Below are 16,678 nucleotides of genomic sequence, written 5' to 3'. Positions count from 1 at the left end.
CTGGATCATTAAGTCTTGGTGCATCAACACAAGAATTAGCTGATGATCATGATGACAACTACATGTATGAACTTGCTTATTCATATGATGTCAATGATGGCATGACTGTTACACCAGGTCTATTCATAATTGAAGACGCTGATGATGACGAGTTTGGAATGGTTGTTACAACAAGCTTTAGCTTCTAAGTTTATTTAAATAATTTTAAATTAACTTTTTAATTAAAAAGAGACCTGCCTATATGTGCAGGTCTTTTTTTTTTGAAAAGATGAAAATTGAAAATTTGGTTAAATTACTAATTAAAGAAGAAAATTTAATGACTCCGATATTTAAATGTTTAATTTGTAGAAAGGATATAGAAAGGTCTAAAAAGACATTTTGGAAAAAAAAAGGACATCTTTTATGCTCTACATGTCTAGACAATATAGAAAAAAACAATAAATAAAGTTGAGAATGTATTTTTATTAATAAATTACTTTCAATTAGAATGCTTAGAATATGTCATGATGTTTTATATTCAAATTTTTAAAATCCCTAGCCTAATTTAGTGAATAAAACGAAATTTATGATGAAAGCTTATAAAACTAGTTATTACCAGATTACCATTGATTGTTTCCTTAAAATCTATAATAAATAGTCCTTAAAAAAATAAATAGGATAAAGTAAAAAAACATTTCTTCAATAAGTTTAAAAAGAAGAAATGTTAAGAATTTAAGTTATTGAAATTGTAGTTTAAGAATGTAATCTCAAACAATTTTAGAGGAAGAATTCTTGCTTCTAAAATTTAAAACCAACCAGGAATGATTTGACCAGTTGTTACGTAGGCACCTACAGCTGCGACAAAACCCAACATTGCTGCCCAACCGTTAAAACGTTCTGCTTCAGGAGTCATGATAAAAAAGTAAATTATGTAAATCATTGTAACAGGAAATGTAAAGCTTTGTAAAGTAAAACAACTGAATTTAATGAATATTTACTTTTTTTTTTGTTATTGCCTTTTACGTTGCAATAATGTTACATAATTGCGCAAGAAGTTTAGACTTTCTTCCAAAGGATATCTAATGGATGTATTTACGCTCTGTATGGATAAAATAGCGTTTCAAAAATTCATGTCGAATTCTATTGTTGTGTTTTTTTATGTTGCGAAGATTAGTCATCGGGAAATTATGATCTTTTAAACCAAGAAGGCATTTTATTTTTGATATGTAAGTTATGGTTGAATACTGAGCAAAATTTATCCTAATTAATTCATTGTTTATTTGCTCTTAAATTCAGTTTTCGAATACAGTTGGCTTTATTCTTTATGCTTAATCAATTTTTTATTAAAAAAAGTATCTTTTAAAGCTAAGTTTAAGTCGTTTTTATTTATTTATGGTCAATGAATTCAATTAATGTAGATGTGGGTCGCCTGAGATTCGAACTCAGGACCAGCCGGTTAAAAGCCGGATGCTCTACCGCTGAGCTAGCGACCCGTAATGTTAAAAAGAATACATAATGAATTATCCCTTTTTAAGGTAAAAAAAACAACTTATTATTCTTACTTAAACAATTGCAATACAATTTTTAAATAATTAGATAAAAATTTAATAAATTCTCTCCTTATCTGCGTTAAAAAGCTAATATATTTAATTAGTTATCAAATTAAAAAGATGTTAAGAACTATTGTCGTTTTTGCCCCAATTATTGCTGCTCTAGCTTGGGTTGTATTTAACATTCAAAAGCCTGCAAGAGAGCAATTCAATAGAGACTTTTTGGGTAAGGATTAATTCGATTTGATAGGGAAAGAAGTAATAGTAATTGGAGCAGGTCTTGCAGGTTCCGAAGCAGCTTGGCAATTGGCAACCTCTGGTGTGCCAGTTAAATTAGTCGAAATGAGACCTTTCAAATCAACTCCAGCTCATCATACGAGTACATTTGCAGAATTAGTTTGTAGCAATAGCTTTGGGGCATTAAGTCCAGATAGAGCGGCAGGTTTATTGCAGCAAGAGCTAAGAGGTTTTAATTCATTGATCATCAATACAGCAGATAAATTTGCTGTTCCTGCTGGAGGTGCCTTGGCGGTTGATAGATCAAAATTTAGTAACGCTTTGACTGAAATTTTATCTAATCATCCTTTAATCGAAATTAAGAGGTTTGAACAATTGGATATCCCTAGCAAAGAAAATATTACGATCCTCGCAACTGGTCCATTAACTGCTGATGAATTGTCTTATAAAATTCAAGCTTTTACTGGTATCAATGCGTGTCATTTTTTTGATGCCGCTAGTCCAATTGTATATGGAGATACTATTGATCAAGAGATTGTATTTAAAGCTAGTAGGTACGACAAAGGAGATCCGGCATATTTGAATTGCCCTTTAAATAAGGACGAATATATAACGTTTAGAAGAGAATTGATTGAAGGAGAGCAGGCTAATTTAAAAGACTTTGAGAAAGAATCAGCTAATTTCTTTGAAGCTTGCTTACCAATTGAAGAAATTGCTAGAAGAGGAGTTGATACAATGAGATATGGACCATTGAAATCTATTGGTTTGTGGAATCCAAAATGGGGAGATTTATTTGATAGGGAAAATAGATTAAAAAAGCGACCTCATGCAATTGTCCAATTAAGGAAAGAAGATTTAGAAGGGAAATTACTAAACATGGTAGGTTTTCAAACTAACCTCAAATGGTCAGAGCAAAAAAGAATATTTAGGATGATTCCTGGTTTAGAAAAGGCTGAGTTTGTACGCTTTGGAGTAATGCATAGAAATACTTTCTTAGAATCTCCAAAATTACTTTTACCGACATTGCAATTTATGAAAAGGGAAAATCTTTTTGCGGCGGGTCAAATAACGGGGACAGAAGGTTATGCAGCAGCAGCTGCAGGGGGCTTGCTTGCAGGAATAAATGCATCCTTATTAGCTAAGGGTAAAAAACCAGTAAGTTTTCCAAGTGAATCAATGATTGGTTCTTTAATCAATTTTATTAGCAACAAAAATCAAATATTGTCCAATCAGAAAAAAAATAAATTCCAACCAATGCCTGCCTCATTTGGTTTAGTTCCAGAACTAACTAACAGAATAAAAGATAAAAGATTAAGATACAAAGCTTATCAAGAAAGATCTACTGAAGCCTTGAATGACTTTAAATATAAACTTAATTCTTGTTTTGATAAAGACCACTTACTCAGCAAAATTTACTAAGATTAATTATCAAAGATCCACAAAATGGAATTAAATAAGGAAAATTTCGATGCAATTATTATTGGCTCAGGTATAGGAGGGTTAGTAACTGCTTCACAATTGGCGGCGAAAGGAGCTCAAGTATTGGTTCTTGAAAAATATATTATTCCAGGGGGAAGTGGAGGCTCTTTTAAGAGAAAAGGCTATACCTTTGATGTAGGGGCTTCAATGATTTTTGGATTTGGAGAGAAAGGCTATACCAATTTATTAACTCGTGCTTTGAAAGATGTAAATGAAAAATGCGAAACTATTCCCGATCCTGTTCAACTGGAATATCACTTACCACATAACTTTAATATTTCTGTAGATAAAAATTATGAGCAATTTATAAGCAAATTATCAGCTAGTTTCCCTAATGAAAAAAAAGGTATCAAGAAATTCTACGATACTTGTACAAGTGTATTTAAATGTTTAGACTCAATGCCTCTTTTATCAATAGAGGATCCAAGTTATCTTTTTAAAGTTTTCTTTAAATCTCCATTATCCTGTTTAGGGTTAGCTAGATGGTTGCCAGCAAATGCGGGAGATGTTGCAAGAAAGTTTATAAAAGATCCTGAACTTTTAAGATTTATCGATATCGAATGTTTTTGTTGGTCTGTAATGCCAGCTCTAAAAACCCCTATGATTAATGCGGGAATGGTATTTACAGATAGGCATGCTGGGGGGATAAATTATCCAAAAGGTGGCGTTGGAACCATAGCAGAGAAGTTTGTTTCTGGTATTGAAAAATTAGGAGGAAAAGTTAGATATAAAGCCAATGTGACAGAAATCCTCTTAAAGGATGAGAAAGCGGTAGGAGTTAAGCTCTCAAATGGGGAAAAGATATATTCAAACATTATTGTATCCAACTCCACTAGATGGGATACATTTGGATTAAAAGATAATACTAAAGGATTAATTTCGAGTAAAAACGTCCCAAAAAGTGAATATAAGTGGTCAGAAACTTATAAACCTTCACCTTCTTTTGTTTCGATTCACCTTGGAGTAGAAAAAAATCTAATATCCGATAATTTTAATTGTCATCATATAATCGTTGATAATTGGGAAGAATTAGAAAGAGAAAAGGGAGTTATTTTTGTTTCTATACCTACTTTGCTTGATTCTTCTTTAGCTCCAGAAGGTAAACATATCGTACATGCATTTACTCCTTCATCGATGAGTGAATGGGAAGGCCTATCAAGGAAAGAATATTTGCAAAAGAAAGAAAAATATTTTTCTTTTCTTGTTGAAAAAATATCGACTATTCTTCCTAATCTTGAACAAAATATTGATCACAAAGAAATTGGTACTCCCAAAACTCATAAAAAGTTTCTTGGAAGATATGAAGGTAGTTATGGGCCAATTCCCAGTAAAAAGTTGCTTGGACTTTTGCCCATGCCTTTCAACACTACAAAAATTCAAAACCTTTATTGTGTAGGGGATTCATGTTTCCCTGGCCAAGGCCTAAATGCAGTTGCTTTTAGTGGATACGCATGCGCTCACAAAATAGGTGCAAAGTTAAACATAAACAGTTTTAAATTGCCTGATTAAAAGGATACTTCAGAAATGATAGAAACGTTTAAAACTCCTTTTTTCGTAAAAAGTTCGTTAATTTCTCTCTATTTAGCGCTTACAATTCCTTTACCATTTATTTCAATTGAAAAATTAAAAATACCATCTATTATATTTTTTGCCTTAGGAGTTTATTTGATAATCAATATCACAAGTGATTATGTAGAAACTTGCAGTAATAAGATTTCATACAAAAGTAGTTTTATTTCAAAATTCTTAGGAAAAAAAAATTGGGAGATTTCTTGGAAAGATATTAAATTAATCAAATCTTTGCCAACCAGTCAGGGTAGTAAAGTTTATTACTTTAATACTTTTCAAGGTGATAATATCCTTGTCCCACAAAGATTGGAAAACTTTGAAAAATTCTTATTAATTGTTTCCAGTAATACTGGTATTGCTATTAATGAAATATCTTACATATCACCACTATGGACATATAAATTACTGACTTTAATATCAGTTTTAATGATTATTGGTGAATTATTTGCTTTTCTAAATTAAATATTATCAATACTGAATCTATAACCTTGTTGTCTAACAGTGGTTATTCCCCCTCCTTCTCCCAATCCAGCCTGCTCTAATTTCCTACGCAGGGTTAATACTTGAGTATCAACAGACCTTGGGCCACCACTGAAGGGCGGCCAGGCCATTCTTAAGAGCTCTTGACGACTTCTTACCATCCCAGGTGGCATTAAAAGAGCGCAAAGGAGTGCAAACTCCCTAGGACTTAATTCTACTGGCTTCTCGCTTAGAGTAACTTGTCTCAAAAGAAGATGAACCTCTAAAGGTCCAACCTCAACTTTTTCTTGTAATCCTATCCTTCCCCTTTTTAGGAGTGTTCTGCATCGTGCTGCAAGCTCTTCAAGTCCAAAAGGTTTTCTGAGGACATCATCTGCCCCTTCATCTAAAAGATTTACTAATGCTTCAACACCTGATCTTGCCGTTAAAACTATGACTGAAGACCCAAGTTGTTGAGCTAATCTCATTGCAGTATTCTGCTCTAGGATTTCTGCGCTAACTAATAAGTCAGGTGCTTGTTCTCTGCATAAGTCAATAGCTTCTGCAGCTGTACCTACTGCTGCAGCTAAATGGCCATCTTGGCGAAGCCTTTGCACAAGTACTGTTCTAAGTGTGGGGTGAGGTTCAACAACTAGAACTCTTGAGGGAGTTTGAGAGCTCGTAGGCAATTGTGAACTGCCAGGAGTTGAAGCTAAGATTTGCTCAGTTGATTGCATTCTTAATTACTGTTGGGCCAGGCAATTTTTGATCGTTCTTAATAAGGTATAACAAATGCAAAATAAAAATCAGAATTTATCGAATTATGACATCATTTGAAAACCCCAAAGCAATTCGTCACTTTCAGTCAATTTGCGATAGTTGCCAGGACTTAGTTACTCGTTTTCATACGCCATCTGATCTTAAATTATATAGTGATGGTTATCTCCAAGCATTAAGGAATTGCAGTAGTTTAGAGCAAAAGGATCAAGAGAAATTAGAAAGATTAATTGAAAGATGGATTTTAGATCCGTCAAGTTTTATTGATCCAGATGGAGATGGAAATAAAGGTTTTTTTGACAAAAAAAGGATTTAAAATATTAATTTTTATTAATCAATAAAGTATTTATACTCACTAATTGTTTTAAGACGCTAATTCAACTTCTATTTTTTCTTTGAGAGATCCAGAGTTGTACATCTCAATAAGAATGTCTGATCCACCAAGAAATTCTCCTTTTAAGTAAACTTGAGGAATTGTTGGCCAATCTGAATATTCTTTGATACCTTCTCTTATAGCGAAATCACTTAAAACATCAAAGGAACCAAATTCTACCCCTAAAGAATTTAATATTTGAACTACATTGTTGGAAAAACCGCATTGAGGCATTAATTTTGTCCCTTTCATGAAAACCATTACTGGATTAGATTCAATCAGTTTTTGTATTTTATCTTTTGTTAGGTTGTCCATAATTCAATTTGGAGTTTCTGTTTTTAATGCCAGTGCATGAATAGCCTCTGAAGCTAATTCTTCCTTCAAAGCAGAATATACTAGCTGGTGTTGTTTAACTAATGATAATCCAAAGAATTCAGATGCGATTACAGTTACTTGCAAATGATCATTTCCCTTTAGGTTTTCAACAAATACTTGGGAATTAGGGATTTTTTTTGTTATTAAGTTAATAACTTCTATTTTAGTAATCATTGTAAATTTTAATTAACCTTTATATTTTGTCTCAACAAATCCTAGTTGGATCAATCTTTCATAAGCTTCTTTACCTGCAGGGCTATTAGGTGACATTATTCTAATTGTTTCAACAAGTAAGGGTACTGCAACCTCAGGTTTTTCAGTTTTTATATACAAAGAGGCTAATCTTTCATTTGATTCTGCCAAAATTTGTAATGTTTGCTTACCTTTCCTTTGCATTTCATTTGGTATTCTTGCATCAATACCTTTGAACGATGAATTTAGATCAGAATAAAAAGACGCAAGTTGCTTTGCTAATTTTCTAGCGTCTAAATAAAAATCCTTAGCTTTTTCAAAATCCCCATTTTTAATATATTTATCACCTTCTTTTATAAAATATTCAACGTTTGAGAGGGAAAGCTTTTTACTCTCATTTGAGAGGACTTTGAAGTCTTCTGGATTCTTTATTTCTGCATGAACTTCATTTTTGTAAGGAACATTTCCAAAAAATATAAATAAAATTGGGATTAATTTAAAGAATTTCATTTTCTTTTTCAATTATTAGAGTACATAGTAACTTATTCCAGATTCATCTACCTACACTTTTTAATGCTTTTTCTTCCTCTTGAATCATTTTTTCATTTAGAAATTTATTAAAATCCTTAATAGTAAGGCTTGAATAATTATTAATTGGTATTGGTTTTCCAAAAGATAAACAAAATTCGCCCCTAAAGTTTGGAGGTATTTTGCTGTAAGCAATTCCTATAGGAATTATAGTAATAGAGGTTGTTTTTTTTGTAGCTAATCTAGCTAATCTGCATAGTCCCTCTTTGAGAACTAATTTTTTTCCATATCTATTAATCTTTCCTTCGGGAAAAACAACTAATTGTTCGCCTTTTTCTATAAGATCAATCGCATATCTTAAAGCTGAGAGAGATGGCGATAATTGATTTATTGAAAAACATCCAAGTCTTTTTAAAAACCAACCTTGTATTCCTCTCATTTCGGATTTAGTGACCATAAATCTACAATCCTTCTTTGTTACCCTTCTACCCATTGCCATTGTGAGTATTAAGCCGTCCCATCTTGATCTGTGGGTTGGAGCTAAAATGATAGAGGAATTTATGGGAATCAAATAACCATTTGTTAATATTTTCTTTTTTCTAAAAAAGAATCTCAAAACAACGTCCTGGGTAACAAACATTGCAATAAATCCCAATATAGGGTTGATTTTATGCCAAATATCTAAGGTATTCTTCTTCAAGTTCTATTTACTATATATTAATAATTTAAGTGTTTGCCCTTTTTTATTAGCTATTATTGGGCGGTTACTAGATTGTCTAGAAATAAAGATTTTCAAAATTATGGCTACTTTAGGAGTAAATATTGATCATATTGCAAATGTAAGGCAAGCGAGGAAAACTGTGGAGCCTGACCCTGTGCAATTTGCTTTTTTAGCTGAATTAGGAGGTGCAGACTCCATAACAGTTCATCTAAGAGAAGATAGAAGGCATATACAAGATAGAGACTTATTCCTTCTAAAAGAGACTATAAAAACAAAACTCAATTTAGAGATGGCTGCTACTGAAGAAATGTTAGAAATTGCCAAAAAAACTCTTCCCGATTATGTAACTCTTGTACCCGAGAAAAGACAAGAAGTTACTACTGAAGGCGGGTTGGATGTAAAAAGTAATGTGCAATACCTTAAGAATTTTGTTGAAAATTTAAAGGATTCAAATATAAAAGTAAGTGCATTTATTGATCCTCTTGGTGAACAGATAAATTTTTCCAAAGAAATAGGTTTTGATTTTATTGAATTACATACTGGAAAATATGCTGAACTATCAGGATCTGATCAGTATAAAGAGCTCCAAAGGATTATAGAGTCTACACATTTAGCAAATGACCTTGGATTAGTTGTTAACGCTGGTCATGGCCTTAATTACAATAATGTAAAAAAAATTGCAGCAATTAACAATATGAACGAGTTAAACATCGGTCATAGTATTGTTGCAAGGGCTTTAGCGATAGGATTAGAAAAGTCTGTTCGTGAAATGAAGTCACTTATTACATCAAATTAAATTTCAAAATGACAAAATATTTTTTCGTCGCGGCAAGTGAAAAGTTTTTAACAGTTGAAGAACCACTTGATGAAATTTTGAAAGAGAGGATGAGGAACTATAAAGAAAATAATAAAGAAATAGATTTTTGGCTCTTAAAAAATCCATCATTTTTACAAACCGCCCAATTTGCTGAGCTAAAAGCAAAAATTCCATCTACCCCAGCAGTTGTTTTATCGACTGATAAAAAATTTATAACTTTCTTAAAGCTTCGTTTAGAGTTTGTTGGTGTGGGGGAATTCGAATGTCCTAATGCAGAAATAATTGATCCATTTAAAGTTGATTAATATAACCATCTAGTAAATTGCTCAATCTTTATAAGTCAAATAAAATTGAAGTAATTAGTGAGCTGTTAGCAGAGGAATTAAAAATATGTCCTCCGCCTATAAATGAGAAATTAGAAATAGTAGTCCCCAATTACTTTTTGGGGAATTGGTTACGTGAACAAATAACTATAAAAAACAAAATAAGTGCTCTTTATGAATTAAAGACAATATCAACTTATACCGAATCTTTATTGACAAATTTTTTCCCTGCAATTGATATGAGCGCGTGGAATTTTGAGTCAATTAAATGGGGCATTATTGATTCTTTGGAAGAATTAAATAGCTTTAAAGAATCATTTCCTCTTAGAAATTGGATTAATAAATATTTGGATAATAAAAAGACAATTGATGGAGACATATATAATCTGACAAAAAAGATCACGAATAATTTTATTGATTATCTGATTTTTAGACCTGAAATGATTTCTCAATGGAATAGATATGAAATTAATTCATCTAATCTATTTAAGAATTTAAACTCAGATCAATTTTGGCAACCTATTTTGTATAAATTATTAGAGGAAAAGATATCGGAAAAGCCATCATGTTTATACATGATTGAAGTAATAAAGAATTTAAGAAAAATTAAAAAAGTGCAATTTCAAGTACCAAATCAAATTTATATTTTTTCAGACAATAACTTATCTAAACTACATATAAATTTTTATTCAGAACTTTCAAAATTTATTAAGGTAAATTTATATTTAATATCTCCTGGAGAAGATTTATGGAATAGAATAAATTGTCTTGAAGGTGAGTTGGAATTTGATGATAATAAAAGTAAATCTAATTTAAATAATACAAATATAGAGAGAATATTTGGTAAATTTGGAGCAAACTTTCAGAAATTAATTGATGAAAATATTTATACAGAAGGTATAAATTTAAAAAATAATCTTATTTATTTCGATCCAACTACTAATTTTCATAATAAGAAAGATATTCCTCTTCTTAATCAAATTCAAAAAAGACTAATTGATAATAATAGCGTTGATTTTATAGTAAGTGAAAGGGATGATTCAATATTACTTTGTGAGCATTTTAATCATAATAGTCAATTTGAATATTTAAGAAATAAAATTATAGAAATAATAAATTCTTGCGAGAATATTAAATATAGTGATATTGCTGTTTTATCTCCACAAACTAATTTAATTAAACCTTATCTAAGGTACATATTTAATAATGAGTTAATTAATGGTGAAAAGATACCTTATTTTTTTATTGATGAGGATAATCATGACTCTTCAAGCATTTATGAATTTCTAATTGACATCACTGAAATAGCTAGTGAAAAAATTACACTTGAAAAAATAGATTATATTCTTTCGAAAAAAGTAACTCAGAACATTTTTGATTTTAATATTACTGAGAAGGATGAAATTATTTTCTTACTTACCCAAGCCGGGTTTCATTGGGGTTTAGATGATAAAGAAAGATTAGGTGAAGAGAAAAATACACTAGATTGGTGTATAAAAAGAATTACATTAGGCTTAATTTATGACAAAGAAGTAAATTTAAGTACTTTTAATTTAAAACCATTTAGCTATAAAAATATAAGTTTGGATTTGAATAAATGGGTTAAAATATTAATTCATTTAAAAAAATATATTAATTTTCTTAGAGGATCTTTTTCTTACTCGAATTGGGTAGAAAAGTTAAAGTTTATATTAAAAAGTATTGCTAATTCTAATGCAAATTTCAATTTAGAAATAAGTGAAATAAATAGAATTCTTGATAATCACGCAATACCTTTAATACCTGATGATCTTATCTTGTTAAAAGTTTTTAGAGAAATATTAATTTCTTGCATAAATAAAGCTAAATATCAAAGCAAATCACGTATCAACAAGATCCTTGTAAGTGATATTGAGAATTCAAGGCATATTCCACATAAGGTTATCTTCCTAATAGACATGAATAGCGTTAATTATCCAAAATTACCAAAGAGTGAAAATATTAATTTATTAAAAAACAAATATCATTTGGGTGATCCATCTGTTTTTGAAAGAGAGAAATATGCATTTCTGGAGTTGTTAATTGCCTGCAGAGATAAATTTATAGTTACTTGGGTAAAAAATGATAAAGATAATAAAAAATTAGATGTTTCTTTTCCTATAAAAGAGTTAATTTCTTTTTTTGATAGTTCCTTAAACCAAGGCCAAAGAGAATTAATAATTAAAGATTCTGATTTAAATAAAAATGAAATAATTGATATTGATAAATCTAAGATTGTTAAAAGTAATTATTCTTTAATAGAAGATATAAATTGGAATGAAAAAAAATTTGATATTAAAAATTACAAATTATCAGAACTGATTTATTGGTTTAAGACTCCACAAAAATATTGGCTTAATAAAAACGATATTTCACCCAAGGAAATATTTATTCATCATCCAGACGAGGAGTATGTAAGCAATCTGCAAAAGTCGCAACTAATTTCAAAAATAATCCAACAAGTAGAGATTGATAATCATAATATTTTTGATGATTTAAATGAATTAAATATTAATGATCAATTGGCTGAAAATGGTATTATTATGCCCAAAAATAGTACTTTTACAAAAGAAAAAGAAATCAAAGAATTATTAATCAGTCTATCTGCAAGTTTGAGTAAACATAAAGAGATTAATAAAATCTATGTTAAGTTAAATGCGAATAAAGAAGAATATATAATCGCTGATGACACCGTAATTGAATTAATTAATGCGAAGTTAAGTTTTAGTCATTTAACTGAGGCTTGGATAAAATTACTCTTTATTTCTTCTTTAAAGAGGAATATAAAAAAGACTAAAGTAATTTTTAGAACAGAAAATAATTATAAATCGCAAATTATTCAATCACCGGGAGGATCTGAATCAAATCTAATTTTGGAGGATTACATAAATATTTTTAAAAATTATTCTGAAAAATGTTTACCTATTCCACCAGAAAGTGCTTATAAATATGTAGAAGCAAAAATAAAATCAAAAAATGAAAAAAAAGCTTTTATAGATAAATGGATTGGTAATAAAATTTTTTTTAAAGGAGAAAGAGATAATATCGAAATGAAAATGTGTTTTGGTAATGAAAGAGAACCAGATTTTTTTCTTGGAAATAATAATTTTGATAAATTATCATACAGATTATATGGTCCTCTAATTAAAGCATTAAACAAATAAAAAATGTCTAAATTTCAGTTAAAAAATTTTTTTAAAGCTGCTTATGATCCAATGCTTGTTTTTTTACAGTTCTTTATTATTAGTCTTCATTTTTTTCAATGGGAATTTCTGGCACAAAAACAAATAATTCAAGCAAGTCCTTTTTCTTATTTACTAGGTATTTTAATTATCATAATCGCTTTCATAATAATATTAGTTTCAATTAAAGACTTAGGTAGAAATTTATCCCCTTTCCCAAGACCTACAAAAAATAGCAATCTAGTTACTACAGGTATTTATCGATTTATGCGTCATCCTATGTACTATTCTTTAATATTTATTTCTATTGGAGTTTTTTTAATAAAATTAACTATTTATTTTTTATTTTTGACAATAAGTTTAGCTTTAATAATTAAATTTAAGATTGCCTTGGAAGAGAAATATTTAATGAATAAATTTAAGAATTACTTACTTTATAAAAATGAGGTCAAAGTTTAATTTTATAAAGAAATGGATATTAATCAAATTAAATTAGATAATAAGTTTAAATTAGTAGAAGCAAGTGCAGGAACTGGTAAAAGTTTTACTTTGGCTCACATAGTTTTAAGAAATGTTTTGGAGAAAAAAGTTAAACCAGATGAGATACTCTTGCTAAGTTTTACAAAAAATACTTGTTCTGAATTAAAAGATAAAATACTCTCGAGATTTTATAATTTAAAATTATATTTGCAAAGTCCTAATGAAAGTAAGATAGATAATACTCTTAAGGATTGGTATCTAAATTTTAAGGATAAAGATAAATCTAAGGAAAAAATAATTTCCGAAATTGATAATTTTATAAATCAATTCTATAAGTTAAAAGTAACTACTTTCCATGCTTTTTGTAATAATATTATTGATGAATATAGTATTGAAATAGGTGTAACACAAGATCCATATGTTGAGAATAATATTGATAATTTGTATAAAGATGTAATAGATAATTTGTGGATTGATGATTTTCTGAATCTTAATTATGAGCTTATTTCAGCAGTCAACAAAAAAAAAATAAGTTCTAGATTTGGAAGTAGGATCAATAAGTCATTTTTTGTACAAATTTTAAAAAATATAGATCAAGAAAATATCTGCAAATTTCAAATAAATAATAAATATAACATTATTGATTTAAATAATTATTTTAATGAATTTTTTTATTTAAATTGGAACGAGTTTTGTTATGAATGGAATAAGAAAGGTAAGGAATTATTTTTACAACTCATAGAGTTGGGAAAATTAATTAAAGAGAGTGGAGGAAAAAGTCAAATATATGCTGCAAAACCAAGAAATAATAAGTTTAATCAAATAAATTGTTGGATTGAAGAGATTAACAAAAGGCTTAATTCTAAAAATGTTATTGATTTTATATATGATATTTCTAAGGATGATCTTTTATCTAAATATTTTTACATTGAAAATATATCTAAAGAAATTAATAAACATAATCTAAAATTAGATTTTACTAAATTTAATTTATTACAAGATAAAATTTATAAAATAAAAGATGGTTTCTTTACTGAATTTGTAAGAATATTTACTCAAATAGCTTATATAAAATTAATTGAATTAAAGAAAAGTTTCTCTATTTTCAACTTCAATGATCTTATAAAGACTTTAGAAAATACATTTCTAGATTCGGAAATTAGTAATATTAATACTCTATCTAAAATTCAAAAAACATTTAAATGTGTCTTAGTTGATGAGTTTCAAGATACAGATATTACTCAGTGGAATTTAATAAAAAAGTTCTTTAATACAAAAAATCATTTTTTACTTTGCGTAGGTGATCCAAAACAAGCGATTTACAAATTTAGAGGTGGAGATATTGAAACTTACTTAGATGCAAGATCTAATGCAATCGAACTTTTTAGTCTTACAGATAACTATAGATCCTCAAAGGAGTTAATTGAGGTTCTTAATATACTTTATAAGAATGGACTTAAACAATCAAAACTAAACTATAGTAAATTAACCTCAAGAATTAATGAAAATATTAATCCTGAATTGAAATTTAAGGATGTATTTGAAATTGTAGAATTTTCAAAAAAAGAGACTGATGTAGAGGATCTTGTAACTCAATACATAGTTAACTTTATTTTGAATAATAAAGAAATTGATATTAATAAAATTGCGATTCTTACATTAAATAATTCGCAATGCTTAGATTTTAAAAAAAAATTAAATCAGTTTAATATCCCATGCAAAATTCAAAATAAACAAAATATTTTTGATACAGAAGCAAGTTCTCTACTATTTTTATTAATTGAATGTTTATTAAATCCGAGGTCTTTAAAAAATATAACTTTGCTTGCTGCTTCAAAGTTTATAGAAATAAAATTAGAAGATTTACTTGAACATGGAATTAGTAATAATTTAGAAATTTTAATTAATAAATGCATTACTTGGTCCCAAGAACTAAGAGAAAAAGGTTTTTTAAACATTGTTAACGAAATACTTATAAATTACAAGTCATCCTCGATTATTCAAGATTCAGATTTAAATTCAAATTTATTTCAACTTTCAGAAATTGTTGAAATAGAATTAATAAATAATGATTTTGATCTCAATATAGTCTTCAACTGGTATAAAAATCAGTTAGATCATATTTTAAGAATTTGCACTGGAGAAGATTTTTTGACGAAAGATTATAATCTTCAAAATGGAATAAATCTTTCTACCATTCATAGTAGTAAGGGCCTCGAATTTGAAATAGTCCTATGTCCATATCTCTCAATTATTTCAAATAAGTCAAGTAAAATTAAAGGACCTCTTTGGAAATCAAATATTAATAGAAATATATATGTTAATATCTCTAATAATTACGAGAAGGTTGAAAAATTTAAATTAATAGAAGAAGAAGATTTATTTAAAGAGAGCGAGAGGTTAATTTATGTAGCACTTACAAGGAGCAAATATAAACTTATTGTTTTTAATGATTTAGAGGATACAAATAATATTTTAAATAATGATTTACTTAATAATTTGGAAAATATCAATATTTATAAGTCTACTTTTGAAGTCAGGATAGAAAAAGAGAAAACAAAAGAAATTTTTTCTAAGTTCCAAAACAACCAATTGAATAATAATCTTTGGAAAATCGATAACGTTAATAAAAAAATATCTAATTTATTTAATTCAGATCAATTTATTTCTTATTCAAGTTATTCTTCTTGGATAAGTAAAGATAAAAATATTGATGCAGTCATTTATCAATATAAGGATTATGAGGATAATATATCAATTATCAAAGATTCTAATTTTAAGAATTCAAATAATTATCCTAATTATTTTTCTTATCCAAATCCCTTAAGTGAATTTCCAAAAGGAACTATTGCTGGGACTTGCCTGCACAAAATAATAGAAAGATTTGAATTTAGAAACGATAATAATCAAGAATTAATTGATTTAATAATTGAGGAATTGAACTTTCATCAAATCGATACTTCTTTGGCTTTTAAAGTAAAAGATGCGATTTTAAGAATCATAAATATATCTTTAGGAAGAGAATTACAAAATAAGAAACTAGTTGATATTCCCAAAGAATACTTAATTAAGGAACTCAAATATGATTTAACCCTATCTTATGAAGGTAGAAATATTAATTCTAATGATATATCAAATTGCTTTTTTTTAGATCAGGAATATGAATTTGGTGAAGAATATGCAAATAAAATAAATGATCTTCAAATTATGAATAAAGGCTTTCATTCAGGATGTATTGATTGTGTTTTCCCTGTAGGAAATAAATTAGAAGATAGTAAATGGTGGGTAATTGATTGGAAAAGTAATTTGATTTCTGGTAGTGATAATAGTGATTGTTTACCAAGAAACTATAACTATGAAAACATGAGAAATGAAATGATTAAACATCATTATCCATTGCAATCTCATCTTTATTTATTAGCATTGCATAGATTATTAAAGTGGCGACTTAAAAATTATCAACCACATAAACATCTAGGAGGATATATTTATTTGTTTTTAAAGGGATTGCCAGATTTTGAATTATTTGAAAAATCTAAGTCTGAAGATATATCTCCAGGTATTTTTATTAGCAAAGCACCTTTAAAAAGAATTAATTATTTAGATAACCTTTTTTAGA

The 16,678-nt window shown here is 28.4% G+C and carries 16 protein-coding genes, 1 tRNA gene and 1 pseudogene; 11 read left to right on the top strand and 7 right to left on the bottom strand.

What is annotated here, in order from left to right:
* A pseudogene (locus tag EV02_RS09465) lies at positions 1–188 on the top strand (porin); the annotation flags it as partial.
* Between the two features lie 596 nt (positions 189–784).
* Here EV02_RS09465 and EV02_RS0108655 read toward each other — a convergent pair.
* A complete protein-coding gene (locus EV02_RS0108655; protein ID WP_011132751.1) occupies positions 785–892 on the bottom strand; it encodes a high light inducible protein in 108 nt (35 codons plus the stop codon).
* A 508-nt stretch (positions 893–1,400) separates the two neighbouring features.
* Positions 1,401–1,472, bottom strand: a tRNA-Lys gene (locus EV02_RS06220).
* Between the two features lie 177 nt (positions 1,473–1,649).
* On the opposite strand from EV02_RS06220, the gene EV02_RS06225 reads away from it, so the two are divergent.
* The 4 genes from EV02_RS06225 to EV02_RS06240 are packed head-to-tail and all read left to right on the top strand — an operon-like array spanning position 1,650 to position 5,276.
* Positions 1,650–1,766, top strand: coding sequence for a photosystem II protein Y (locus EV02_RS06225; protein ID WP_002807463.1), 117 nt, complete (start codon positions 1,650–1,652; stop codon positions 1,764–1,766).
* 6 nt (positions 1,767–1,772) lie between these two features.
* Entirely contained in the window at positions 1,773–3,185 is a 1,413-nt protein-coding gene (trmFO, locus tag EV02_RS06230) for a methylenetetrahydrofolate--tRNA-(uracil(54)-C(5))-methyltransferase (FADH(2)-oxidizing) TrmFO (RefSeq protein ID WP_032519165.1), read from the top strand.
* Between the two features lie 24 nt (positions 3,186–3,209).
* Entirely contained in the window at positions 3,210–4,754 is a 1,545-nt protein-coding gene (gene crtH / locus EV02_RS06235) for a carotenoid isomerase (protein WP_032519163.1), read from the top strand.
* A 15-nt stretch (positions 4,755–4,769) separates the two neighbouring features.
* Positions 4,770–5,276 (top strand): hypothetical protein, encoded by a 507-nt coding sequence (locus tag EV02_RS06240; RefSeq protein WP_032519161.1) that lies wholly within the window; start codon positions 4,770–4,772, stop codon positions 5,274–5,276.
* Here the strand turns inward: EV02_RS06240 and EV02_RS06245 are convergent.
* A complete protein-coding gene (locus EV02_RS06245) occupies positions 5,273–6,010 on the bottom strand; it encodes a response regulator transcription factor (protein WP_032519159.1) in 738 nt (245 codons plus the stop codon). The genes EV02_RS06240 and EV02_RS06245 overlap by 4 nt on opposite strands.
* A gap of 86 nt (positions 6,011–6,096) precedes the next feature.
* On the opposite strand from EV02_RS06245, the gene EV02_RS06250 reads away from it, so the two are divergent.
* A complete protein-coding gene (locus EV02_RS06250) occupies positions 6,097–6,366 on the top strand; it encodes a DUF6761 family protein (protein ID WP_025890966.1) in 270 nt (89 codons plus the stop codon).
* Between the two features lie 48 nt (positions 6,367–6,414).
* On the opposite strand, the gene grxD is transcribed toward EV02_RS06250, so the two are convergent.
* Genes grxD through EV02_RS0108650 form a run of 4 tightly spaced genes read right to left on the bottom strand, consistent with a single transcriptional unit; the run spans position 6,415 to position 8,158 of the window.
* Complete coding sequence (grxD, locus tag EV02_RS06255) at positions 6,415–6,738, bottom strand: Grx4 family monothiol glutaredoxin (protein WP_032519157.1); 324 nt, start codon at positions 6,736–6,738, stop codon at positions 6,415–6,417.
* A 3-nt stretch (positions 6,739–6,741) separates the two neighbouring features.
* Complete coding sequence (locus EV02_RS06260; protein WP_032519155.1) at positions 6,742–6,972, bottom strand: BolA/IbaG family iron-sulfur metabolism protein; 231 nt, start codon at positions 6,970–6,972, stop codon at positions 6,742–6,744.
* A 12-nt stretch (positions 6,973–6,984) separates the two neighbouring features.
* Positions 6,985–7,500, bottom strand: coding sequence for a hypothetical protein (locus tag EV02_RS06265; protein ID WP_032519153.1), 516 nt, complete (start codon positions 7,498–7,500; stop codon positions 6,985–6,987).
* 43 nt (positions 7,501–7,543) lie between these two features.
* Positions 7,544–8,158, bottom strand: a complete 615-nt coding sequence (locus EV02_RS0108650; protein ID WP_032519194.1) for a lysophospholipid acyltransferase family protein — start codon at positions 8,156–8,158, stop codon at positions 7,544–7,546.
* Between the two features lie 160 nt (positions 8,159–8,318).
* Here EV02_RS0108650 and EV02_RS0108645 point away from each other — a divergent pair, with 160 nt between their 5' ends.
* From EV02_RS0108645 to EV02_RS06285, 5 genes are read left to right on the top strand one after another with little or no spacing between them, the layout of a single operon-like run.
* On the top strand, positions 8,319–9,035 hold the full coding sequence (locus tag EV02_RS0108645) for a pyridoxine 5'-phosphate synthase (protein ID WP_032519152.1): 717 nt from the start codon (positions 8,319–8,321) through the stop codon (positions 9,033–9,035).
* Between the two features lie 8 nt (positions 9,036–9,043).
* Positions 9,044–9,361 (top strand): MgPME-cyclase complex family protein, encoded by a 318-nt coding sequence (locus EV02_RS06270; RefSeq protein WP_032519151.1) that lies wholly within the window; start codon positions 9,044–9,046, stop codon positions 9,359–9,361.
* A gap of 17 nt (positions 9,362–9,378) precedes the next feature.
* Complete coding sequence (locus EV02_RS06275; protein ID WP_032519150.1) at positions 9,379–12,561, top strand: exodeoxyribonuclease V subunit gamma; 3,183 nt, start codon at positions 9,379–9,381, stop codon at positions 12,559–12,561.
* Positions 12,562–12,564: 3 nt separating this feature from the next.
* Positions 12,565–13,038, top strand: coding sequence for a methyltransferase family protein (locus tag EV02_RS06280; RefSeq protein WP_032519149.1), 474 nt, complete (start codon positions 12,565–12,567; stop codon positions 13,036–13,038).
* A gap of 12 nt (positions 13,039–13,050) precedes the next feature.
* Complete coding sequence (locus tag EV02_RS06285) at positions 13,051–16,677, top strand: UvrD-helicase domain-containing protein (protein WP_032519147.1); 3,627 nt, start codon at positions 13,051–13,053, stop codon at positions 16,675–16,677.
* Position 16,678 lies beyond the last annotated feature (1 nt).

It is taken from the genome of Prochlorococcus marinus str. SB, assembly GCF_000760115.1.
Taxonomy (GTDB): domain Bacteria; phylum Cyanobacteriota; class Cyanobacteriia; order PCC-6307; family Cyanobiaceae; genus Prochlorococcus_A; species Prochlorococcus_A marinus_D.
The sequence above is the reverse complement of the archived record's forward strand: the minus strand, read 5'-3'. Positions and strand labels throughout refer to the sequence as shown.